Origin of the sequence: Dickeya sp. NCPPB 3274, assembly GCF_000406205.1 — a bacterium.
In the GTDB taxonomy this organism is placed as follows: domain Bacteria; phylum Pseudomonadota; class Gammaproteobacteria; order Enterobacterales; family Enterobacteriaceae; genus Dickeya; species Dickeya fangzhongdai.
The window spans coordinates 2,487,347-2,510,432 of sequence record NZ_CM001979.1 but is presented as its reverse complement, the minus strand read 5'-3'; the positions used below and the strand labels follow the sequence as shown (position 1 = coordinate 2,510,432).

Annotated in this window: 20 protein-coding genes; 12 read left to right on the top strand and 8 right to left on the bottom strand. The window is 55.8% G+C overall.

Features of this window, described 5'->3' with window-relative positions:
- The first annotated feature begins 85 nt into the window (after positions 1-85).
- The 5 genes from hemA (at position 86) to kdsA (ending at position 5,266) form a co-directional block, all read left to right on the top strand.
- Entirely contained in the window at positions 86-1,342 is a 1,257-nt protein-coding gene (gene hemA / locus DXX3274_RS11430; RefSeq protein WP_042859880.1) for a glutamyl-tRNA reductase, read from the top strand.
- 47 nt (positions 1,343-1,389) lie between these two features.
- Positions 1,390-2,475, top strand: coding sequence for a peptide chain release factor 1 (gene prfA / locus DXX3274_RS11425; protein ID WP_042859879.1), 1,086 nt, complete (start codon positions 1,390-1,392; stop codon positions 2,473-2,475).
- Positions 2,472-3,323 carry a peptide chain release factor N(5)-glutamine methyltransferase gene (gene prmC, locus DXX3274_RS11420; RefSeq protein WP_042859878.1) on the top strand — a complete coding sequence of 284 codons (852 nt, stop codon included), beginning with the start codon at positions 2,472-2,474 and terminating at the stop codon, positions 3,321-3,323. The genes prfA and prmC overlap by 4 nt, the downstream gene beginning before the upstream one ends.
- Before the next feature lie 222 nt (positions 3,324-3,545).
- Positions 3,546-4,355 (top strand): invasion regulator SirB1, encoded by an 810-nt coding sequence (sirB1, locus tag DXX3274_RS11415; protein ID WP_042859877.1) that lies wholly within the window; start codon positions 3,546-3,548, stop codon positions 4,353-4,355.
- A gap of 56 nt (positions 4,356-4,411) precedes the next feature.
- Positions 4,412-5,266, top strand: coding sequence for a 3-deoxy-8-phosphooctulonate synthase (kdsA, locus tag DXX3274_RS11410; RefSeq protein WP_042859876.1), 855 nt, complete (start codon positions 4,412-4,414; stop codon positions 5,264-5,266).
- A 69-nt stretch (positions 5,267-5,335) separates the two neighbouring features.
- Here kdsA and ydgH read toward each other — a convergent pair whose 3' ends face one another.
- Positions 5,336-6,286 (bottom strand): DUF1471 family protein YdgH, encoded by a 951-nt coding sequence (gene ydgH, locus DXX3274_RS11405; protein ID WP_042862069.1) that lies wholly within the window; start codon positions 6,284-6,286, stop codon positions 5,336-5,338.
- Between the two features lie 509 nt (positions 6,287-6,795).
- Here ydgH and pntA point away from each other — a divergent pair.
- Together pntA and pntB are read left to right on the top strand one after the other, a co-directional pair.
- The gene (gene pntA, locus DXX3274_RS11400; RefSeq protein WP_042859875.1) at positions 6,796-8,328 is read left to right on the top strand and encodes a Re/Si-specific NAD(P)(+) transhydrogenase subunit alpha; all 1,533 of its coding nucleotides are present in this window, start codon (positions 6,796-6,798) and stop codon (positions 8,326-8,328) included.
- 10 nt (positions 8,329-8,338) lie between these two features.
- On the top strand, positions 8,339-9,727 hold the full coding sequence (pntB, locus tag DXX3274_RS11395; protein ID WP_042859874.1) for a Re/Si-specific NAD(P)(+) transhydrogenase subunit beta: 1,389 nt from the start codon (positions 8,339-8,341) through the stop codon (positions 9,725-9,727).
- A gap of 89 nt (positions 9,728-9,816) precedes the next feature.
- Here pntB and uspE read toward each other — a convergent pair whose 3' ends face one another.
- The 4 genes from uspE to sodC form a co-directional block, all read right to left on the bottom strand.
- Positions 9,817-10,782, bottom strand: a complete 966-nt coding sequence (uspE, locus tag DXX3274_RS11390; RefSeq protein WP_042859873.1) for a universal stress protein UspE — start codon at positions 10,780-10,782, stop codon at positions 9,817-9,819.
- Between the two features lie 133 nt (positions 10,783-10,915).
- Positions 10,916-11,668 (bottom strand): fumarate/nitrate reduction transcriptional regulator Fnr, encoded by a 753-nt coding sequence (fnr, locus tag DXX3274_RS11385; RefSeq protein WP_022633602.1) that lies wholly within the window; start codon positions 11,666-11,668, stop codon positions 10,916-10,918.
- A 163-nt stretch (positions 11,669-11,831) separates the two neighbouring features.
- Positions 11,832-12,371, bottom strand: a complete 540-nt coding sequence (ogt, locus tag DXX3274_RS11380; protein ID WP_042859872.1) for a methylated-DNA--[protein]-cysteine S-methyltransferase — start codon at positions 12,369-12,371, stop codon at positions 11,832-11,834.
- A 192-nt stretch (positions 12,372-12,563) separates the two neighbouring features.
- On the bottom strand, positions 12,564-13,088 hold the full coding sequence (sodC, locus tag DXX3274_RS11375) for a superoxide dismutase family protein (RefSeq protein ID WP_042859871.1): 525 nt from the start codon (positions 13,086-13,088) through the stop codon (positions 12,564-12,566).
- A 443-nt stretch (positions 13,089-13,531) separates the two neighbouring features.
- On the opposite strand from sodC, the gene DXX3274_RS11370 reads away from it, so the two are divergent.
- Together DXX3274_RS11370 and DXX3274_RS11365 are read left to right on the top strand one after the other, a co-directional pair.
- The gene (locus DXX3274_RS11370) at positions 13,532-14,101 is read left to right on the top strand and encodes a hypothetical protein (protein WP_042859870.1); all 570 of its coding nucleotides are present in this window, start codon (positions 13,532-13,534) and stop codon (positions 14,099-14,101) included.
- Positions 14,102-14,335: 234 nt separating this feature from the next.
- A complete protein-coding gene (locus tag DXX3274_RS11365) occupies positions 14,336-16,294 on the top strand; it encodes a methyl-accepting chemotaxis protein (RefSeq protein WP_042859869.1) in 1,959 nt (652 codons plus the stop codon).
- An 80-nt stretch (positions 16,295-16,374) separates the two neighbouring features.
- On the opposite strand, the gene DXX3274_RS11360 is transcribed toward DXX3274_RS11365, so the two are convergent.
- The gene (locus DXX3274_RS11360; RefSeq protein WP_042859868.1) at positions 16,375-17,652 is read right to left on the bottom strand and encodes a PTS ascorbate transporter subunit IIC; all 1,278 of its coding nucleotides are present in this window, start codon (positions 17,650-17,652) and stop codon (positions 16,375-16,377) included.
- Between the two features lie 208 nt (positions 17,653-17,860).
- On the bottom strand, positions 17,861-18,367 hold the full coding sequence (locus DXX3274_RS11355) for a phenolic acid decarboxylase (protein WP_042859867.1): 507 nt from the start codon (positions 18,365-18,367) through the stop codon (positions 17,861-17,863).
- A 359-nt stretch (positions 18,368-18,726) separates the two neighbouring features.
- Between DXX3274_RS11355 and DXX3274_RS11350 the strand changes: the two genes are divergently transcribed.
- Complete coding sequence (locus tag DXX3274_RS11350; RefSeq protein WP_042862068.1) at positions 18,727-19,617, top strand: LysR family transcriptional regulator; 891 nt, start codon at positions 18,727-18,729, stop codon at positions 19,615-19,617.
- A 49-nt stretch (positions 19,618-19,666) separates the two neighbouring features.
- On the opposite strand, the gene DXX3274_RS11345 is transcribed toward DXX3274_RS11350, so the two are convergent.
- On the bottom strand, positions 19,667-20,791 hold the full coding sequence (locus DXX3274_RS11345) for an ROK family protein (RefSeq protein ID WP_042859866.1): 1,125 nt from the start codon (positions 20,789-20,791) through the stop codon (positions 19,667-19,669).
- Between the two features lie 360 nt (positions 20,792-21,151).
- Between DXX3274_RS11345 and DXX3274_RS11340 the strand changes: the two genes are divergently transcribed.
- Positions 21,152-22,234 carry an ABC transporter ATP-binding protein gene (locus tag DXX3274_RS11340; RefSeq protein WP_042859865.1) on the top strand — a complete coding sequence of 361 codons (1,083 nt, stop codon included), beginning with the start codon at positions 21,152-21,154 and terminating at the stop codon, positions 22,232-22,234.
- Positions 22,231-23,085, top strand: a complete 855-nt coding sequence (locus DXX3274_RS11335) for an ABC transporter permease (protein WP_042859864.1) — start codon at positions 22,231-22,233, stop codon at positions 23,083-23,085. Before DXX3274_RS11340 ends, DXX3274_RS11335 begins: the two co-directional genes overlap by 4 nt.
- Position 23,086: the final 1 nt, after the last annotated feature.

The following is a 23,086-nucleotide window of genomic DNA, read 5'->3' as shown; positions in this document are numbered from 1 at the left end:
CTGGGTCACTTTTCTTGCCCGCAGGCTTCAAGTAGAATGCCCCTCAGATGAAACCCATACTAACACCGGGATTACTCTGTAAACCATGACCCTGCTTGCGCTTGGCATCAATCATAAAACAGCACCAGTCTCTCTGCGGGAGCGCGTAGCGTTCTCGCCGGACAGACAGGGGCAGGCGCTGCACAGTCTGTTACAGCAACCGTTAGTTCAGGGCGGCGTGTTGCTTTCCACCTGCAACCGTACCGAACTCTATCTCAGTGTGGACGCGCAGGAAAACCGCCACGAGCAGCTGATTGCCTGGCTGTGTGATTATCACCGGCTCAATCCCGATGAAATCCGCAAAAATCTCTACTGGCATGAAGGCAACGCCGCTGTCAGTCACCTGATGCGCGTCGCCAGCGGGCTGGATTCGCTGGTGCTGGGCGAACCCCAGATTCTGGGGCAGGTCAAGAAAGCGTTTGCCGATTCTCAGCGCGAACGTTCGCTGTCTGGCGATCTGGAGCGCATGTTCCAGAAATCGTTTACCGTCGCCAAACGGGTGCGTACCGAAACCGATATCGGCGCCAGCGCGGTGTCGGTGGCGTTTGCCGCCTGTACGCTGGCGCGGCAGATCTTCGAATCTTTGGCCGACGTCAATGTACTGCTGGTGGGCGCAGGCGAAACCATCGAGCTGGTGTCCCGCCATCTGCGCGAGCACCGCGTGAAGCGGATGGTAATTGCCAACCGGACGCGCGAGCGCGCTCAGGCGCTGGCAGAAGAAGTCGGCGCCGACGTGATTACGCTGGCGGAACTGGATACGTATTTACCGCAGGCGGACATTGTCATCAGTTCCACCGCCAGTACGCTGCCCATCATCGGCAAAGGGATGATGGAGCGTACGATGAAAACCCGCCGCAATCAGCCGATGCTGATGGTGGATATCGCCGTACCGCGCGACATCGAACCTGAAGTAGGGCGGCTGCCGAACATTTATCTGTATAGCGTCGACGACCTGCAGGCCATCATTCAGCACAATCTGGCGCAGCGCAAAGCGGCGGCCATTCAGGCTGAATCCATCGTGCAGCAGGAGTGTTCGGAGTTCATGGCCTGGCTGCGCGCGCAGGCGGCGGTGGACACCATCCGCGACTATCGCTCTCAGGCGGATCGCCTGCGTGAAGATATGACCGCCAAAGCGTTGGCGGCGATACAGAATGGCGGCGATGTGGATGCCATCGTACAGGAACTGGCGCACCGGCTGACCAACCGCCTGATCCATGCCCCCACCCGGTCATTGCAACAGGCCGCCCGCGACGGCGATCTGGAGCGTTTGCAGATTTTGCGTGACAGCCTCGGCCTGAACTAGCATTCTTCTTCCCCCATAATGATTCAACACAGGATTGAACCGCCCGCATGAAGTCTTCTATTGTTGCCAAACTGGAAGCGTTACAAGAGCGCCATGAAGAAGTGCAGGCGCTGCTGGGAGAACCCAGCGTGATTGCCGATATGGACCGTTTCCGGGCATTGTCCCGCGAGTACGCGCAACTTACCGACATTACCCGTTGCTTTCAGCGCTGGCAGCAGACGCAGGATGATCTCGCCACGGCCGAACTGATGCTGGATGACCCTGAAATGCGTGATTTGGCGCAGGACGAACTGAAAGCAGCCAAAGCGGCCAGCGAAGAACTGGAACAGCAACTGCAGGTGTTGCTGCTGCCGAAGGACCCGGATGACGAACGTGGTTGTTTCCTCGAAATCCGTGCCGGCACCGGTGGCGATGAAGCCGCGCTGTTTGCCGGCGACCTGTTCCGTATGTACAGCCGGTATGCCGAATCCCGTCGCTGGAAGATTGAAATCATGAGCGCAAACGACGGCGAACACGGCGGCTACAAAGAGATGATCGCCAAGGTGGTGGGCGAAGGCGCCTACGGCCAGTTGAAATTCGAGTCCGGCGGTCACCGGGTGCAACGCGTGCCGGCTACCGAGTCGCAGGGGCGTATCCATACCTCCGCCTGTACCGTCGCGGTAATGCCGGAAGTGCCGGAAGCGGAACTGCCGGATATCAACCCTTCCGATCTGAGAATCGATACCTTCCGCTCCTCCGGCGCGGGCGGACAGCACGTCAACACCACCGATTCCGCTATCCGTATCACCCATCTGCCGACCGGCATTGTGGTGGAGTGTCAGGATGAGCGTTCACAGCACAAGAACAAAGCCAAAGCGTTGTCGGTGCTGGCGGCCCGTATTCGCGCCGCGGAAATGCAAAAACGTCAGCAGGAAGAAGCCTCAACCCGACGTAACTTGTTGGGCAGCGGCGACCGCTCCGACCGTATCCGCACCTATAACTTTCCACAGGGAAGGGTGACCGATCACCGCATCAACCTGACGCTCTATCGGCTGGATGAAGCGATGGAAGGCAAACTGGATATGTTGATTCAGCCTATCGTGCAGGAATATCAGGCGGATCAACTGGCGGCGCTGGCCGAGCAGGATCAATGAATTATCAGCACTGGCTGAAACAGGCGGCGGCCCGGCTGCAGGCCAGCGACAGCCCGAAGCGAGACGCCGAGATCCTACTGGAACATGTAACCGGCAAACGACGTACGTTTCTGCTGGCTTTTGGTGAAACCGATTTGAGCGACGGTGAGATCTCGGCGCTTGACGCCTTGCTGGCGCGTCGCGCCACCGGCGAGCCGATTGCCTATCTGGTCGGGCAGCGGGAATTTTGGTCGCTGCCGCTGGCCGTATCGCCCGCGACGCTGATCCCGCGTCCAGATACCGAGTGTCTGGTCGAGCAGGCGCTGGCGCATTTACCCGCCGGCGCCTCATCGGTGCTGGATTTGGGCACCGGCACCGGGGCGATTGCGCTGGCGATTGCGCATGAGCGGCCGGACTGTCAGGTGGTGGGGATTGACAGTCAGCCCGACGCGGTAACGCTGGCCAGTCATAATGCCAGCCAGTTGGGGATCGTCAACGCCCGTTTTTTGCCGGGAGACTGGTTTTCGCCGTTGGATGGGCAACGTTTCGCCCTGATTGTCAGCAACCCGCCGTACATTGACGAGCATGACCCGCACTTGTCGCGCGGCGATGTGCGTTTCGAACCTGCCAGCGCGCTGGTGGCGGGAGACGCAGGGCTGGCTGATTTACGGCAGATTATCCGGCAGGCGGGGGCATTCTTGCTGGATAACGGCTGGTTGCTGCTGGAACATGGCTGGCAGCAGGGCGATGCGGTACGGTCATTATTGACGCAGTACGGTTTTGTACAGGTGAAAACCTGCCGTGATTATGGCGATAATGAGCGGGTGACGCTGGGGCAATGGCCCGCTGGGGCAACCTGCGTGTGTTGAGTGCGACCTCAGCCTGTGTCGTCGGGGCTTGAGCAGGATCACATTGGTAATGATTAGCCATGATTATCGCTTGTCGTTCCGGACAGACCAGCTGACGAACGCCAGGTTTGGCATTATTATCTGATCCGCTGGCTTCCGCGCCCGCAAGGCATGTATAGGCTGATAGAGAAGTTTGCCTTTTCAGACGTACAGCTGACGTTATCTTTGCTTGATGGAATAACTATGAGTTCTATTGCTGATTTTGAATTTAACCAGTCACCCTTAAGTGAAGGCGTGATTCTGGTTTCCCAGTCAATACGCCGCGATTTTTCCGCGCAGGAAGTGAGACAAAATCTGCAGCAACTCGTTGAAGAAGCGCGGGCGACCATCTCCGCCGATCTGGATCAGGATCAACAGCTGGAACAGCTCATTGAGCTCTTCTTCCGTACCTGGGGCTTTGGCGGCGCCAGCGGCGTTTACCATTTGTCCGACGTCCTGTGGTTGGACAACGTGCTGGCGACCCGACAGGGGATGCCGGTGTCGTTGGGAATCATCTTCCTGCATATTGCCAATCAGTTGGGATTGCCGCTGATGCCGGTGATTTTCCCTACCCAACTGATTTTACGCGCCGACTGGCTCGACGATGAAATGTGGCTGATTAATCCGCTGAACGGCGACACGCTGAGTGAACACGTGCTGGAAGTGTGGCTAAAAGGCAACATTGGTCTTTCCGCCAGGCTGATGGATAGCGATCTGGATGAAGCGGAAAACGTGATGATTGTCCGCAAGCTGCTGGATACGCTCAAGGTCGCGTTGATGGAAGAGAAACAGATGGAGCTGGCGTTGCGCGCCAGTGAGGCCGTGCTGCAGTTCGATCCGGAAGATCCGTATGAAATCCGTGACCGCGGCCTGATTTACGCACAACTGGAGTGCGACCATATCGCCTTGTCAGACCTGAGTTATTTCGTGGAACAATGCCCGGAAGATCCGGTCAGCGAAATGATAAAAGTGCAGATTCATTCCATCGAACAGAAGCAGATTGTGCTGCACTAGTTCGGGAAAGCGCCTAAACCCCGATCATCTGATTTATCCGACAATAAGGTAAGTTTATGAACAATAAAGTGGTTAACATCGGAGATATCCCGGTTGCCAACTCTCTGCCGTTTGTACTGTTTGGCGGCATGAATGTGCTCGAATCCCGCGATCTGGCGATGCGGATTTGCGAACATTATGTCGCGGTAACGCAGAAACTGGGCATCCCGTATGTCTTCAAGGCGTCTTTTGATAAGGCGAACCGCTCCTCCATCCACTCTTACCGTGGTCCGGGTCTGGAAGAAGGGATGAAGATTTTCCAGGAACTGAAGCAAACTTTTGGCGTAAAAATCATTACCGACGTGCATGAACCGCAGCAGGCACAACCGGTATCCGAGGTGGTGGATGTGATTCAGCTGCCGGCATTCCTCGCTCGCCAGACCGACCTGGTGGAAGCGATGGCGAAAACCGGCGCGGTCATCAACATCAAAAAACCGCAGTTCATCAGCCCAGGGCAGGTAGGCAATATCGTGGATAAATTCCGCGAGGGCGGCAACGAGCAGGTCATTCTGTGCGATCGCGGCAGCAACTTTGGTTACGACAACCTGGTAGTGGATATGCTGGGCTTTAATGTCATGAAGCAGGTTTCCCACGGCGCGCCGGTGATTTTCGATGTTACCCACGCGTTGCAATGCCGCGACCCGTTCGGCGCCGCGTCTGGCGGACGCCGTGCTCAGGTGGCTGAACTGGCGCGTGCCGGTATGGCGGTTGGGATTGCGGGGCTGTTTATTGAAGCCCATCCGGAGCCGAACAGCGCCATGTGTGACGGTCCTTCCGCTTTGCCGCTGGCTAAACTGGAACCGTTCCTGCAGCAAATGAAAGCGATCGATGAGCTGGTCAAAAGCTTCCCGGAACTGGATACCAGCAACTGAACCATCCGCCAGATGTAAAAAAACCGCCAGATGGCGGTTTTTTTATGCATCGTGTGCGTGCACAAATGGTTATTTGTACAAATCGGCGCTGATGGTGTAGTGGTCACCTTTTTCCTGCCACTCTTTGGTGATGTGGTAGAACTTGGCGCCTTTTTTCGCTGCCTGTTTGGCAACTTCTTCAGAGATATCGGTTGGGCTGTTGAAGCTACCACGCAGAGTGATGGAATCAAACGGCGCCATCTGTGCCGCGGTCGCGTTATTCAGTTCCTGAATGTTGCTGCCATCGGGCATGGTGACGGTATAACGTGAACCACCAGATGAAGACTGAGTCTGGAAGAAGTTGCCTACCTTGTTACTCAGGCTGGAAGACGTCGCCACGCCGGGGATTTCCACTTTGGAAGCAGCTGCGCCGCCAGCGGCAATCGCGGCCTTACCGGCTTCAGAGTTTGCCGGAATAGCGTCCGGGCTTTGCACCTGACGTTTCGGCGCATCTTTCTTGTAGACGAAAGCGGTGATGGACTGGGTTGCGCCGCTGGAATTGATATCGACCTGACGCACGATATAGAAGGAATAAGCGCCTTTTTTCTTAGCTGCGCTACCGATGGCTTCATTTACTTCCGGCTGGTTGCCGAAATAGCCGGTGACCGTGACGGTGTCATAGGGCTCCAGACGCACCGCTTCATCTTTCGGCAGTTCTTTCACGCCGCTGAATTCACGGTAACTCGTGTCTTTAGTCGCTTCCGGCGCGTCCTTGTGGTACAGATCCACAGTGATGGCCCAACGCCCGCCGTTCACTTCCGAGGTGCTTTGAATATAAAAAGCCGCGGCGCCGCGCTCGTCCGCCTTTTTAGAGGCATCGGCCGCTGCTTCGTAAATGGCATCGTAACGACCTAGAAAGGTAATACGCTCAAAGGGTTTTAGTGATTCTGCTTTCTCTGGCGTAAGTTCCTGCGCAGCCTGCGCCGAAAACGCTACTATTGATAAAAGAGTGGATGCAACAACGCTAGTTTTCAGCTTCATAAAAAATCCTTTCGCCTGACGCATACGGTAAATACGTACCAAGCCATCTTCTGTGGTAGCCGCTGATTATGGCACGGAACCTGACGTTATGCCTCTGCATTTTAAGCCAAATCCCGCAAAACCACCGAGCTGATAATGGAAGAAGAGAAAAATGGAAATAATCACTATTAATAACCGAATTCCTTTTATAAACGATATTTATCGAAATCAGTGCGCTTAACAAAGCGTTAACAGGGCCTTTTTGTGAGATGGCTCGAAACATTGACGTGGTAATAATGGTAGAAAAATCTGTTTTAGCTGTGATTTTTAACCACAAATAAGCATCGTAACCTGCCAAAATTCTGCTTTTAGAACCTAATGGTTTTAGCGGTGGATCATTAATTCCATTTTAAGTAGGTTATAAAGGGACTTATCGCTATCGCCGAGGGTGCTGGCAACGGCGACAAGTTAGTTTTTAGGTGATTGACACAACCATATAAAACCTTCGTGACAACGAAAAGGGATTCACAATGCGTATTGGTGTACCAAAAGAGAGGTTGGCCAATGAAGCCCGTGTCGCAGCCACGCCAAAAACGGTGGAGCAACTGCTGAAACTGGGCTTTGAGGTCGCCATTGAGCGTGGGGCTGGGAAACTCGCTAGTTTTGAGGATGAGGCTTACGAGCAAGCCGGCGCGACGATTCTGGATACGGCGGCTGTCTGGCAGAGCGATATCCTGCTCAAGGTTAACGCCCCGCTGGATGAGGAAGTGGAATGGACCCGTGCCGGCAGCACGATTATCAGCTTCATTTGGCCGGCACAGAACCCGGCATTGCTGGAAACGCTGGCGGCGCGCCAGGTGACGGTGCTGGCGATGGATTCCGTTCCCCGTATTTCGCGCGCCCAGTCCATGGATGCGCTGAGTTCGATGGCGAATATCGCCGGCTATCGTGCGATTGTTGAAGCCGCGCATGAATTCGGTCGTTTTTTCACCGGTCAGATCACGGCGGCAGGCAAAGTGCCGCCGGCCAAGGTGCTGATTATCGGCGCCGGTGTGGCTGGCCTGGCCGCGATTGGCGCGGCAGGCAGCCTGGGCGCCATTGTGCGTGCGTTTGATACCCGCCCGGAAGTGAAAGAACAGGTTAAAAGCATGGGCGCCGAGTTCCTGGAACTGGAATTCGAAGAAGAGGCCGGCAGCGGCGACGGCTACGCCAAGGTGATGTCCGAAGCCTTTATCAAGGCTGAAATGGCGTTGTTCGCGGCGCAGGCGCAAGAGGTGGATATTATTGTCACCACGGCGCTGATTCCTGGTAAACCGGCTCCACGTCTGATCACCAAAGAGATGGTGCAGGGCATGAAGCCCGGCAGCGTGATTGTCGATCTGGCGGCCCAGACCGGCGGCAACTGCGAACTGACCGTCGCGGATCGAGTCACGATGACGGAAAATGGTGTGAAAATCATCGGTTATACCGATCTGCCGAGCCGTTTGCCGACGCAATCTTCACAGCTGTACGGCACCAATCTGGTGAACCTGCTGAAGCTTCTGTGCAAAGAGAAAAACGGCGAGATCGATATCGATTTCGACGACAACGTCATTCGTGGCGTGACGGTCATCAAGTCTGGCGAAATCACCTGGCCGGCGCCGCCGATTCAGGTTTCCGCTCAGCCGCAGCAGGCCAAACCGGCCGCCGCTGCCGTCGCGCAGCAGGACGCTAAGCCCGCGTCGCCCTGGAAAAAATTCATTTTCATCGCTATCGCTATTGTGCTGTTTGGCTGGCTGGCGAACGTGGCGCCGAAAGAGTTCCTGTCGCACTTCACCGTATTCGCGTTGTCCTGCGTGGTGGGGTACTACGTGGTCTGGAACGTCAGCCACGCGCTGCATACGCCGTTGATGTCGGTCACCAATGCCATTTCCGGCATCATTGTGGTGGGCGCGTTGTTGCAGATCGGGCATGGTGGATGGGTGTCCTTTTTCTCCTTCATCGCCGTGCTGATCGCCAGCATCAATATTTTCGGCGGGTTTACCGTCACTCAGCGCATGCTGAAAATGTTCCGCAAGAATTAAGGGGTAACGGATGTCTGGAGGACTAGTGACGGCAGCGTATATCGTTGCTGCAATTTTGTTTATTTTCAGCCTGGCTGGCTTATCCAAACACGAGACGTCCCGTCAGGGGAACATTTTCGGCATCAGCGGGATGACCATTGCGCTGCTGGCGACCATTCTGGGGCCGAACGCCGGCAATGTGGGATGGATTATCGCGGCGATGGTAATCGGCGGCGCTATCGGCGTGCATCTGGCCCGCAAGGTGGAAATGACCGAAATGCCGGAACTGGTGGCGATTCTGCACAGTTTTGTCGGTTTTGCGGCGGTGCTGGTCGGTTTTAACAGCTTTATCGGCGAAGGCGATATTGCTGACCCGATCATGGAAAATATCCACCTGACTGAAGTGTTTCTGGGGATTTTCATCGGTTCGGTGACCTTTACCGGCTCGATCGTCGCGTTTGGCAAACTACGCGGTCTGATCTCATCCAAACCGCTGATGCTGCCTAACCGTCATAAGCTGAATCTGCTGGCGCTGGTATTGTCATTCCTACTGCTGCTGGTGTTTGTTAAAACCGGAAGCGTAGCAATGCAGGTGTTTGCGCTGTTGCTGATGACGCTGATTGCGCTGGCGTTTGGCTGGCATCTGGTGGCGTCTATCGGCGGCGCGGACATGCCGGTGGTGGTTTCCATGCTGAACTCCTATTCCGGTTGGGCCGCGGCGGCAGCGGGCTTCATGCTGAGCAACGATCTGCTGATCGTTACCGGCGCGCTGGTGGGTTCTTCCGGCGCCATCCTGTCCTACATCATGTGCAAGGCGATGAACCGGTCGTTCATTAGCGTGATTGCCGGCGGTTTCGGTACCGATGGTTCCTCCACCGGCAGCGATGAAGCGGTTGGCGAGCATCGTGAAACCACGGCGGAAGAGGTGGCGGAACTGCTGAAAAACTCCACGTCGGTGATCATTACGCCGGGGTACGGCATGGCGGTGGCGCAGGCGCAGTATCCGGTGCACGACATTACCGCCAAACTGCGGGCACGCGGCGTCAACGTGCGCTTCGGTATTCACCCGGTCGCCGGGCGTTTGCCGGGACATATGAACGTGCTGCTGGCGGAAGCCAAGGTGCCTTACGACATCGTGCTGGAAATGGATGAAATCAATGATGATTTCGCCGATACCGACACCGTGCTGGTGATTGGCGCCAACGACACCGTCAATCCGGCGGCGCAGGAAGATCCGCATAGCCCGATCGCCGGTATGCCGGTGCTGGAAGTGTGGAAGGCGCAAAACGTGATTGTGTTCAAGCGTTCGATGAATACCGGCTATGCCGGTGTGCAGAACCCGCTGTTCTTCAAAGAAAATACCCAGATGCTGTTTGGCGATGCCAAGGAAAGCGTCGAGGCGATTCTAAAAGCGCTGTAAGCCCGAGCCCGCCAGAAGGCGGTCGGTTGCAGAAACACAACGGGGGCCAGAAGGCCCCCGTTGTCATTTGATGGTATGCGCGACGGACGTCAGGCGTTTTCATCCGGATTGTCGGCTTCTCCCTGTTGCGTCACCGGCGAGACGAAGTCGTCCGGCTTGATAGCGAGCAGGTCGCACTTCAGGTGGTCAATGACATGCTCCACCGTGTTGCCGATAAACGCGGCGGACAAGCCGGTGCGCCCCAGCGATCCCAGCACCACTACGCCAGCCTGCAAATGTTCTGCCAGATCGGGAATAACTTCTTCCGGCAGCCCTTTCTCTACATGGGTCACACGTTCGTCCAGATTGAATTTTTGTCGCAGCGATTTCATCGCCAGCAGGTGCTGACCACGAATGGCGCCGTTGTAAACGCCGGGATCGAAATCCGGCAATTCAATGGCGATATTGATGGGCGTGACCGGATAGGCTCCCACCAGATGAACTTCGGTCTGATTGACCTGACGAGCCAGATCCAGCGCTTCCGCCACCAGTTTGATATTAAGCGGATCGTGATACGGGTCTTCGCTGGCCAGATTGACCGCCACCAGCGCACGGCCGTCTTCCGGCCACGGCTGATCTTTCACCATCCAGACCGGGCAGGGGCATTTACGCAACAGCTGCCAGTCGGTGGGGGTGAAAATCACCGCTTCCAGCCGGTCGTGCTGATGAGCCATTTTGAGCAATAAGTCGTGTTTACCGGCAATCACCTCCTGAATAATGGCTTCATAAGGTTTGTTATGCCAGACCACCTTGATATCAATGGCGATTCCCGCATCAAGATAGTATTTACACTGTTCCGCAATCCATTCGGTTCGTTGGGCGATAACCCCTTGTCTCATCTCGGTTCTTTCATCCGGAGAGAGCAGGGTGGTCATTTCGTAGGAAAAGTCGTAGATAGGCAAAAACGCCTTGATACGGCCACCAAGTCGCTGGACCAGATAAACGGCCCGTCGCAACGCGGGCTGGTCATCCTGATTGGGGTCAATAGCTACCAGTAAGTTCTGATACTTCGCCATAGCTCCTCCTGTTGGCTGTCACTCTGCAGCCTGCCCGTTAAGAGTAACGCAAGGAAATCGCTTTGAACAACTGGTGATGAAGACCGGATCAACAATTCAGAGCAATCATTGATCCGGTCAGGGGAAGGCGGTGTTACGCTTTGCTACGTGAAGTGCCGGCCAGCTCGGCCAGCGTCTCGATATTTTCGATAGTGATGTATTTGCCTTTTACCGCCAGCATGCCGCTTTTCTGGAAACGACCGAGCAAGCGGCTGATGGTTTCCACCGTCAGGCCAAGATAGTTGCCGATGTCGCCGCGGGTCATGGTCAGGCGGAATTCGCGGGGTGAGAAGCCGCGCTGGGCGAAACGGCGAGACAGGTTGTAGATGAACGCCGCCAGACGCTCTTCAGCGTTTTTCTTTGACAACAGCAGGATCATGTCCTGATCGCCACGGATTTCGCCGCTCATCAGCCGCATCATCTGCTGACGCAGATTGGGCATCTTGCCGGACAGGTCATCCAGCGTTTCAAACGGAATCTCGCACACCATGGAAGTTTCCAGCGCCTGAGCAAAGCTGGGATGCTGGGCGTTGCCGATGGCGTCAAACCCGACCAGATCGCCCGCCAGATGGAAACCGGTGATCTGTTCATCACCCTGTTCGGTGATGGTGTAGCTTTTGATGGTGCCTGAGCGGATGGCGTACAGCGATTTCAGTTCATCACCGGCCTTGAACAACGCTTGCCCTTTCTGGATGGGTTTCTTCCTTTCGATGATGTTGTCGAGCTGGTCAAGTTCATGCTCGTTCAGCGTGAAAGGAATACACAGTTGGCTGATGCTGCAGTCCTGACAATGGATTGCGCAACCGCCAGACTGAATGCGTCGGATTATTCGCTTTTCAGGAATCATAGACTTTACTCAGGCGATAATTGATATCGGTCAATTTTAACAGCTTTTATTGGGTCTGATAAGATCTGCTATCTCTGGAACTGACCAATAAATAGTGAGCTTATTAATATTTTTACCATCACATTCGGATTTCTTACCCTGGCGCTACGGCATCCACGGTAAGTTAATGGTCGGTATTGAATAAATTCTGCTGCGGCAAATACCCTTCGTGAGTTAATAACCAGTGTTTGCGATGAATACCGCCGGCATAACCGGTGAGCGCGCCTTGCGCGCCGATGACCCGATGGCAGGGGACTACGATACTGATCGGGTTGGCGCCATTGGCCAGGCCGACGGCACGCGCGGCGCCCGGTTGCCCGAGTCTGGCGGCCAGCTCGCCATAAGTGGTTGTACTACCGCAGGATATAGTGCGAAGCGCCTGCCATACCTGGCGCTGAAAATCCGTCCCGGCGGCGGCTACCGGCAACGTTTCTATGCTATGCAGGTCACCGGCGAAATAGGCGTGCAGAGTATCGGTTAATCCACCAGGATTATTACAGGTTTTTAACACGAACGGATCGTGGCGATAACGCTTATTCAGAGATTGATATAATTTTTCTTCATATTCACGCCATTCCACTGCCCTAAGGTGATAATTTTCATCGGCAATCAATAATAATTCCCCGATGGGCGTTGATAGCGTGTCAAATAAAAATGTCTGCATGGATATCGTGTTGTGAAACGTCGGTCAATTAAGATGACGCTATAACCTGATTTAAGCGTGGTCAGCATTGTCGCTTTAATAGTGCCGTCTGTCACATAAAAACTGCATGATTTTTTCAACAAAGCGGCGGAGGCGGTGGCCGAGGAAAACGGCCTCCGCCGCGGGTTGTCGGCTGAGTCGGCTGACAAAACGTTAGTGAATAACGCCGCAGGCGATACGCATACCACCGCCGCCCAGCTCTTTCGGCGTATCCGCGTAGTTATCGCCGCCGGTGTGAATCATCAGCGCGTGGTCTTTCACCTCCGACAGCGACTTCAACCGTGGCGCCAGCAATTCATAACTGGCGGTGCCGTCGGCATTGACCACTAGCCCCGGCAGGTCGCCAAGATGTCCTTTGTCGTTGTAAGGGCCAAGGTGTCGGCCGGTTTTTTGTGGGTCCAGATGGCCGCCGGCCGCCAATGCCGGCACCTTGTTGCCGTTCTGCTCGCCCGGCGCGCAACTGGCGTTGGCATGCACGTGGAAGCCGTGAATGCCCGGCGGTAATCCTTTCAGACTGGGGATGAACAGCAGACCGTACTCTGTTTCGGTGATGGTGATATCGCCAAGCGTATCGCCGTCTCCGGTTGGCAGCGCTTCTTTGAGCGTGACCGTGGTGCTGGCCGCGCCGGCTATCGCGCTGACGAACAGGCTGGACAGAATCAATGCTTTCAGTTTCATGATGTTCCCTTCTTTGCCATTGTCATGGGTTTTCAGCGTGTTGGTTCACTGCGCCGCGCAACCGGCGGCCATGCGGAGGACTGAGTGGTGTCGGGTCACCCAACAACACTATAGTTGCCGTGGTACGGCGCGCCAGTCTTTATGGTGACGTTGTCACTTGTTGTTCCGCTGCCTGCCCGCGGACGATACGGCAAAAGGCGTACATAGCCTGTTCTGAGGTCCGGCTTCATTGTCGGTGCTGAACAGAGCAAGAAAGGTGGATCGTCTGGAAAAAGCCGAGTGGCGGATGACCGATCGTCGCGCTGAATCGCCGATGCCGTTTCGAGACAACCGAATTGCGGCAAAAATTGACGCTATCACACTGATAAAAAAACAATTCGATATATAGTGTTATCAGGGGATGGTTCATATCAAAAAATCAGGCGTATTAAGGAGAGAAGAAAATGAGTAAGGGCGTGATAACGAAAGGACTGTGTGGTTTGTTACTGGCTATGCCGCTCTATGGTTTTGCCGACAACAGCAATCCGGATCTGATCGCCGGTTATACCTCGCAACAACTGGCCGATGCACTGCCGACTGTTGTCGATGGTTTGAAACGGCAGAAGGTGGAGGTGGATGCGAAAGAGCATTCGGTACAGACGGAATATGTGGATACCGCAACCAAGCGTAAGGCGCTGGTAACCATTTATACCCCACCGGCGGCAAACGGGCAGGCGGTGGCTGGCGACAGCGAACTGGATGCCGTGGTCGCCAGCTCCGAGAAAGAGATGTTGCGCCAACGCATCCGGCCGGAAAAAAAGGATCTGGTTGCCGACGGCTCACCCAAATTCCGTTGCCTGTTGACCATTCTGAATGACCAGGTGGTGCATTCGCTGTGCTCTGCCGTGGTTAAAGGCCGTATCGTTGAAATCCAGCCGGTGACGCTGGTGGACAACAAAATGTTTGAGCCGGCGCAGCAGCGTCAGGCCAGCGTGGCGCTGGCGATTGGGAAAAGCCTGCTGGCGGCAAAATAATCACATTCTTGCCTGACTGCTACAGCCCTTGCCTTCCGGCAGGGGTCTTTTTTTGTTGAGCGCCAGATTCGTTGGTGATGATAACCAATCACTCTTGATTGAAATGAAGCATGATTTTGCATGAAGTGTGATTTTCATCACCCAATTTTGCTAAAAAAACACCATTTTGTTCCGATAAGTAAAAATATCTGTCGCCTTTTTCACGGCGCCTTTCACCCAGTCGGAGAAGCAAGGATGAGTGTGTTTGGGAATTATGTGCGAAATCTAAAGATCTCTCACAAGATGTATGGCGGATTTGGCCTTGTGCTGCTGCTGGTTATTTTGGCGTCGGCCTTCAGCTCGGTCCGTTTTTTCATGATTCAGGATTTGTATGTCAAAAGTTCGATCATGAATGAAATGGGAAACTTTATTGATCTGACTCGAATTGCCCGTATTAAATTCACGTATACGCTCAATAATGACAACCTCAACAACCTGAATAAATACCTTGAACAGGCTCGTCAGCTCAATGAAAAAGCCAACGCGCTGCGTTGGGATGCGACTTATCAGAGCGATTTTAGCAATGTGGCACAGGACTTTACGGAATACGCCAAAAATATTGATCGTGTCAAAAACAGTGTTGACGGCATGAACGATGTCACCAAAGAGATCGCCGCGCTTGACCAGAAAGAGGCCCTGAGCGATGGGCTTTACAGCAGTTCAAGCGATACCAATCTGTTACGTCAGTACCATCAAACCACCGTGCTCTACGCACAGTTGGTGGATAAAGTGCATCTGTTGCAAAAAGAAGGCAGCGAGGCGGCGTTTAAATCGATGCAGGGGGTTTATGACCAGGCGAAAAAATCCTTCGACAGCCTGAATGGATTGCTCCCTGCGGAGGCTAAAAATAGCGTCGATGAACTCGGTAACCGAATTGAGCGCTATAACCAGAGCGGGGTGAAATACAACGACAAGGTTAATCAGTTGAGAACGACTGATTCCGCGCTCAGGGCGACCGGGGATAAACTGATTAGCGATATCGATGGCATTCTCAAAAAAATCGGCGTTCGTAACAACGATATTATCAATAACTCGGTGTTCCAGACGGTCATTTCCGGCATCGCCGCTGTAGTGCTGGGGCTATTCATTGCCTGGTCGGTTACCCGCCAGATTACCCGACCGGTGATCGCCAATCTGAAATTGGCGGAGAAGATCGCCGGCGGCGATCTGTCGGCCAGCGTGGTGGTGGAGCGCCATGATGAGCTGGGGCAGTTGACGTTGGCGATGATGTCGATGACGGAAAAATTACGTCAGTTGATCGCTGATATTCGGCACAGCGTCTACAGTGTGGCGAAAGCCTCTTCGGATATCGCTGCCGGCAACAATGACCTGTCGTCGCGTACCGGACAGCAGTCGTCGGCGATCGTGGAAACCGCCGCCAGCATGGAGCAGTTGACCGCCACGGTGAAAAACAACGCTGACAACGCCCGACATGCCAGCCAGATTTCCGAGCAGGCTTCCGGTAACGCCAATCGGGGCGGCGAGATCATCCACAAGGTGATCCAGACTATGGATGATATTTCCGGTAGTTCGAAAAAGATTTCCGATATTACCACCGTCATCAACAGCATTGCGTTCCAGACCAATATCCTGGCGTTGAACGCCGCGGTGGAAGCGGCGCGCGCAGGGGAACAGGGGCGCGGTTTTGCGGTCGTGGCCGGCGAGGTGCGTAATCTGGCGCAGCGCAGTTCCCAGGCGGCCAAAGAGATTGAAGGGCTGATTTCAGAATCGGTAACCCGGGTGAATACCGGGTCGGTACTGGTGTCGGATGCGGGGAGCGCGATGGATGACATTATGGCATCCGTCAAACGGGTACACGATATCATGGGCGAAATCGCCTCGGCGTCGGATGAACAGAGCCGCGGCATCGCGCAAATAGGCGCGGCGGTATCGGAAATGGATACCACCATTCAGCAGAACGCCTCAATGGTGCATGAATCGTCTGCGGCGTCGAATTCGCTGGAAGACGAGGCGGCGAAGCTGTCGCGGCTGGTGTCGGTATTCCGCCTGTCGCCACAGGATGAGCCGGCGCTTGCCGCCCGCCCGCGCATGGCGGACAGCAGAGCGCAGATAGCGGATCGCAGCGCTCGTCCCGCCGCGTTGCCCGCCGGTCGTTCAGACAGTTCGTCAGCGGATAACTGGACGACTTTCTGAGCCGACGTATTCGGTATGACACAGAAAAACGGCAGGCCCTGTGGTCTGCCGTTGTGTTTTGGGATGGGCTGAGCGATACGTCAGTTAAACCAGCGCAGCAGACGATCCAGCATCAGCGCCGGCAGTGTGAAATCCGGGTCGGCGAACGTGACGCCCTGCGCGCCAAGATGCGAAAACAGCGGCAATGTCAGCGCCGGCAGCACGCACAGCAGCAGACCATTCAGACTGCTGGCGATCACCGCGCCGCGCACGCCGCCGGTGGCGTTGCCGAAAATGGCGGCGGCACCGCCGGTGATAAAACTGGCCATGATGCCGGGCACGATAATCGGCAGCCCGATCAGCGGGAACAGCAGAATGCACACCAGCTCCACCGAGAAGCTGATCAGAAAGCCGATCAGCGTGGCGTTGGGCGCTTTGGTGAATAGCACCATCACATCGACCGCCGGAATGGCGCCGGGGGCGAACACATTGGCGAAACCCTTGAACGCCGGCACGATTTCAGCCGTAAACAGGTTCACGCCGGCCTTGGCCAGATAAAGACCGCAGGCGAAGGTGGCGGACTGTTCCAGAATGAAAATCACCACGTTTTTATCCGCAGCGCCAGCGCCGTACACCATCACCATCGCGTCCCTGATTTGCGGCTGGGTGGCGAACAGGCAGGAAAGCAACAACAGCACCAGCATGGTCAACAGCGTGGCCACATTCGGTTCACGGAGAAAGTCGAAGCGCTGACTGAGCGTCAGGTGTTCGGTGTCGCTGTTTTTGTTGCCGAACCATTTTCCCATATAAGACCCCAACACATAGGACGAGATGGCGGCATGGGAAATGGCGTATTCGTTGGAGCCAATGATGGCGCGGCTGAACCGGCTGAGAATATAGGGCGACGCGGCCATGTAAAGGCCGATCAGCAGCGAGGACACCACAATGATGGTGGTATTGCTGTAATTGAGCTGAATCAGTACCGCGGTGAAGGCAAAGGCCATGAACAGCACCAGATGTAGCGACAGGTAGATGTATTTCAGCCGGGTAAATCGGGCCAACAGAATATTCAGCACCATGGCGAACAGCAGGATCAGCGCGGCGGTCGCGCCAATCTTGTCAATGGTCGCCGCCATGATGGCCTCATTGCTGGGCACCACGCCGACAATATCGAAGGCGTGAGAAAACAGCGAACTGAAGGCGGTCAGCACTTTCATCAGAATGCTGCCGCCAATTTTTATCATGGTGAAACCGATAAAAGATAGAAAGGTGCCGGTAATCAGGCGGGAAAGCGGGGCGCGCTGAAACAGCAACCCGAGAAACGCCACGATGGCGATAATCACCGACGGGGTTTTGACCAGACTAAGCAAAATATCCATATTTCTTCATCCATAAGTTGACGGTTATGTCGTGGGGGAGAAAACAGCAGTATCCATGCCTGACGCACGATATTTGCATTTTTCAAAACGGCGTTCCACTTCAATTTGATGATGTTTGATTTTGCCCGGTACAGGCGTATAGCGGTGGTGTGAATGCGGTATGGCAGGGGAAAAGAGACGGCGAACCGGGCGGCCCGCCGCGGGTGACTTAACGCAGGTTCTGCGGGAAATTGTCCGGCAGGTCGCTGGCCGGGCAATTGATGACGTTGTTATCGTCTTCGCCGCAGTCGCGCACAAAGGTAATGGTGGCGAATTCGTCAATCACTTCAGTCGGATAAGCTGGGCCTGCCGCACGATAAGATTCCATCAGTGGAATGTGATCGTTCTGGAAGCAGACGGTTTTCTCCGGATTATTGATGACCCAACGGGGGAAGAAAATGGTGCCGTGGAAAATCCGATCGTCCAGATTGATGATCAGGCTCACGTCGGTGCCGGTCGGCTCCGTCCAGGACATTTTGTAGACGTCGCGGGCGACGCGGGCGATCAACACCTGCTGGTCCTTCACCCAGCGATTGCCCACGATACCGCTGTGAATGCGGTAATCCAGCGTGTGGTCGTTTTTTACGTAGATCTCGTAATTCCAGCCGTTGTCATAGGTATAGACCAGATGTTTTCCCACAAAACCGCTGAGATCCTGTTTGTCGAAGCTACTCATACTGTTTTCCTTTTATTGACTTAGAGCCTGTCCCAATAGGCTATTTTACTTGCCATTTTGGCCCTGGGCCGTGCTCGAAATCCTCACGTACTCCGTGTACGCTCCGGTTTACTCGCTGCGCTCGCCCGTTGGGCCGGACAAATATTGTCCGTTCAACATGCGTTGCATGTTGTCTCCGCGCTGTCCGAGTCCAAACTGGCTACGCCAATTACGCCTATTGGGATAGGTTCTAACGGGAGTATAAAATCGGATTAAGTTGATGAATAACGCTGTTTTTAGCGCTAATTAATTCGATAATTAGATGAATTGAGGCGATGGCTGAACGATACATTCGGTACACAAAGGCGGGCTGAAGCATGATGTTGACGAAAACTACATTGGAACAATGGACGCTGCTGCAGGCGGTGGTGGAGCTGGGCGGTTTTGCCCCGGCGGCGCAAGCGTTCAACCGCAGTCAATCTTCGGTCAGTTATCAATTGTCGTTGATGCAGGAGCGGCTGGGGGTGTCGCTGCTGGAGCCATCCGGGCGCAGAACGGTGCTGACGGCGCAGGGGCAGCAATTGCTGGCGCAGGTGATTCCGTTGCTCAACGCCTTTCAGGCGCTGGAGTCGCGGGCGGAGGTGCTACGGCGTGGCGGACGCGCCAGAATCGATCTGGTGGTGGACAGCATTTTTCCCAAGTCCACGCTGTTCAGCGCGCTGCGCACCTTCCAGTCTCGCCATCCGCATACGCAGGTGCACCTGATGGAGGTACTACGCAGCGAGAACCGGGCGCAACTGGCGGATCGTCAGGCGGATATCTGGCTGATTTCCCGACCGTGGGAGGGCATCAACCGGGGACGGCTGCTGATGGAAATGGCGTTTGTGGCTGTTGCCCGGGCCGATCATCCGCTGCATCAGTTAGCTACGCCGCTGTCGTTTCAGGATCTCACGGCGTATCCGTTGATTGAAATCATCGACCGACAACAGCAAAAAGACAGTTTGCGTAAGCCGGCCAGCGCCGAAAACTGGACGTTCACCACGGTCGAAGCCGCGATAGAAGCCGTCATGCATGGCGTCGGTTATGGCTGGATGCCGGAGGCGCGCATCGCGCCCTGGCTGGCTTCCGGCGAGCTGAAACCGCTGTCGCTGCCGCAGGGCGGGCGGCGTTTCACACCGTTGTATCTGGTAGTGGAGGAAGAAAAACAGCCCTGCGACGCAGAGGTCGCCACTCTGGTGACTTTGCTGACGGCCGCGGCAACGCCAGTCTGAAAAGTGACATTGTCACCCTGGCTTGCCGACGGGTTACGCCAAACGGACGTCAGGCGAAATAACGCGCTTTGAACGGCATCAACGCCGCGCCAATCACCGACGGGTCGTGCTGGATCTGGCTTAGCAACAGACGGGGATATTGGGCGGCGAGGCCGTAACGCGGCGGCTGCTGGGTCGGCGGCACGTCGAGCAGCATCTTGCCCAGCGCCGTCGGCAATTCGCCGCCAAATACGATAGCGGCCGGGTCAACCACCGCCCGCAACGCGTCAATCGCCCGGTTCAGGTATGGCCTGACTTCCGCCACCCAGTCGTCTACGCCCGGCCATTGCGGGTCGAACTGCTGGCGCAGGGCGCTGACCCGCTGGATATCGATCCCGCGCGCATTAAGCCGCTTGAGCAGTTCGCCCAGCGCCGGGCGGGAGGTGAATTCCTGCTCGGTGTAGATGCGGCTGATCTCCCCGGCATTGCCGAACGCGCCGGAAAAAGGCTGCCCATTGAGGATGAGCCCGGCGCCAAAACCGTAATTAAACGATAGGTAGCCGAAGGTGGGGTATTGCAGCCCCGCGCCCAGCACGGATTCACCGATGGCGCCGGTGGTGGCGTTGTTCTCCGTCCAGACATCCAGATCGAACAAGGTCTCCAGCTCGCTTTTGAGATCCACCAGTGACCAGTCGCGTAGCGGTTCCGGTGCATTGAACAGCCGTTTCTCTTCCATCAGATAACCGGCGATGGCGAACCCGATGCCGGCGACGGCCGATGTCGGAATGGCGTAGCGTTGCAGCGCCTTGCGTACCCGGTCTTTCAGCGTAAACATCGCCCGCGTGCGGTCATCCAGCGCGATATCCAGCGTTTCTTCATGCACCACCTGGCAACTGAAATCGCACAGGCAGAACGCCAGCATATCCGTATTTACCGAAATGCCGATGCTGTAGCGCGCGGCGGGTGCCAGCTCCAGCGACGGGCTGGGTTTGCCGCGGCCGTGCACGATGCTTTCGCCCAGCCGCAGCAGCCCACGTTCCAGCAGGCTGTCGATGATGCGGTGTACCGACGGCTGGGTGAGGTTGGTCAGCGGGGAAACCGCCGAGCGCATGATGTGTCGGTGGCGGCGGACAATGTCCAGCACCATACGTTCGTTCACGGTAATGCTTTCGCTGGCATGAAGTATTGGCCGCATCAGACGTGGGTTCCAGAGCGAGTAGTCATGGTGTGCCGATCCTTTTTATATCGCTAAATCGTGCGGTTAAATCAGCGCCAACGGGCGTCGTCGCTAATGCATGGCGTGTTAATTATTAAACATAATGAATGATAATTTCACTATGCATGATATACAACCCCAAAATAATGGTGTCAAAAACGAATGCGCAGGACTTTTTTATATATTTATTTTTATATCAATAAATTAAGTCTTCTTGTTTTTGACTACATCTTTGCAACATATCTGTCATTATTATTATGCATACTGCATTATAAATTGAATTAACGACGTTTTCACCTTGCTGAACATGATGCCTTACGACTCACGGGAGACCATGCAATGAGTAGACTGGAAGTGGAACGCGCCAGTGTGGCCTACGGTGATGTTCCTGTCCTCAAAGGGGTGTCGTTTGACGTTAACGAGGGTGAGTTCGTCACTCTGCTGGGGCCGTCCGGGTGCGGCAAAACCACGCTGCTGCGCGCCATTGCCGGTTTTGTCCCGCTGGACGGCGGGCATATCCGCATCGGCGGCCGGGAAATGAACGGCCTGGAGCCGGAAAAACGCAATACGGCGATGTGCTTTCAGTCTTATGCGCTGTTTCCCCACCTGACGGTATCGGAAAACATCGCCTTTGGGTTACAGCAGCGCAAAGTAGCGCGGGAAGTGTTGAGCCACCGGGTAGTCGAAACCGCGCTGACCGTGGCGATGGCCGGGCATCTGGATAAATTGCCCACCCAGTTATCAGGCGGTCAGCAGCAGCGGGTGGCGCTGGCGCGATCAATGGCGGTGCGCCCGGATGTAATGCTGTTCGACGAACCGCTGTCTAATCTGGATGCCCGGCTGCGCGAGCAACTGCGGTTGCAGATCCGCGCCTTGCAGCGTAAGCACGGTTTTACCGCGGTTTATGTGACCCACGACCAGGCGGAGGCGCTGGCGATGTCCGACAAAGTTGTCGTGATGCACGGCGGCAGCGTGATTCAGGCTGGAACCCCGCAGGAGATTTATCACCGGCCGGTCAACCGCTTTGTGGCCGATTTTATCGGCACCGCCAACATTATGGTGGGGACGGTTACCGCGCGGGATGGGGACGCCGGGCTGTATCGGGTCACCACCGAGCTGGGCGAATTCACGGTGGCGTCGGACGAGCCACCGGCTCAGCAGCGGGTCTATCTCTGCTGGCGGCCGGAAAACGCCTGCCTGTTGTCGCTGCCCGCGCTGGGGCAGAATATCTTTTCGCTGCGGGTTAAGCGCCAGACTTTTCTCGGCAATCTGACGGAGGTCGAAGGTTGTCATCAGGATACCGACAGCGTCCAGTACCGGATCCAATTGTTGGGCTATCAGCCGCTGCTGGAGGGCGAAACCTATTATTTTTCGCTGGCGCCCGGCGCGTTGCGGTTTTTGCGCGAAGCGGTGGCGGCATGAGATCGTCGTTGATGGCTTACCTGATGCTGCTGCCGGGGCTGGGGATTATCGTACTGGCGATGAGCGCGGTGCTGGGGATGGCGTTTTCCCAGTCGCTGGGGTTCTTCAATTTTGCCGGTGACAGTGGGTTATCGCTGCGTTTCTGGCAAACCATGCTGACCGACGAACAGCTGTGGCGCGCTTTTTTCTACTCGGCGCGCATTGCGCTGCTCAGCGCGTTGCTGTCGGTGGCGCTGGCCTACCCACTGGCGATTTGGCTGCGCAAGCCGTTTCCGGGGGCCGTCACCCTGCGTGCGTTGCTGAAAGCGCCGCTGCTGGTGCCAGGGCTGACCGCGGCGTTTCTGTTCGTCAATTTCATCTCTTATCAGGGGTTTCTCAATCTAGCCATGCTGCGGCTGGGGCTGACGGAGCGGCCGATTCGTATGCAAAACGACGCCAGCGGCATCGGCGTGGTTCTGTTGCAGATCTGGAAACAGATGCCGTTTGCGTTGCTGTTGCTGAGCGGTTCGGTACAGGCCATCGGCGAAACGGTGCTGGACGCCGCCCGTAATCTCGGCGCCGGCGCCTGGGTCCGCTTTCGCCGCATTGTGCTGCCGTTGACGCTACGGGCGTTGCAGACGGCGATGATGCTGATATTTATCGGTGCCGCCGGTGATTTTTCCTTTCAGTCGGTGGCGGGGCCGGTCAACCTCAATTCCATGTCGCAACTGATGCTGCGCGTGCAGCAGTCGGGTGCTGAGGGCTGGAATCAGGCGGCGGTGGTGGCGGTGATGTTGATGCTGTTGTCGCTGGCGGGCGCCGGGATGCTGGCGGTGGCGGCCCGCGTGGTCGTGAACGGGATGAGGAGATAGC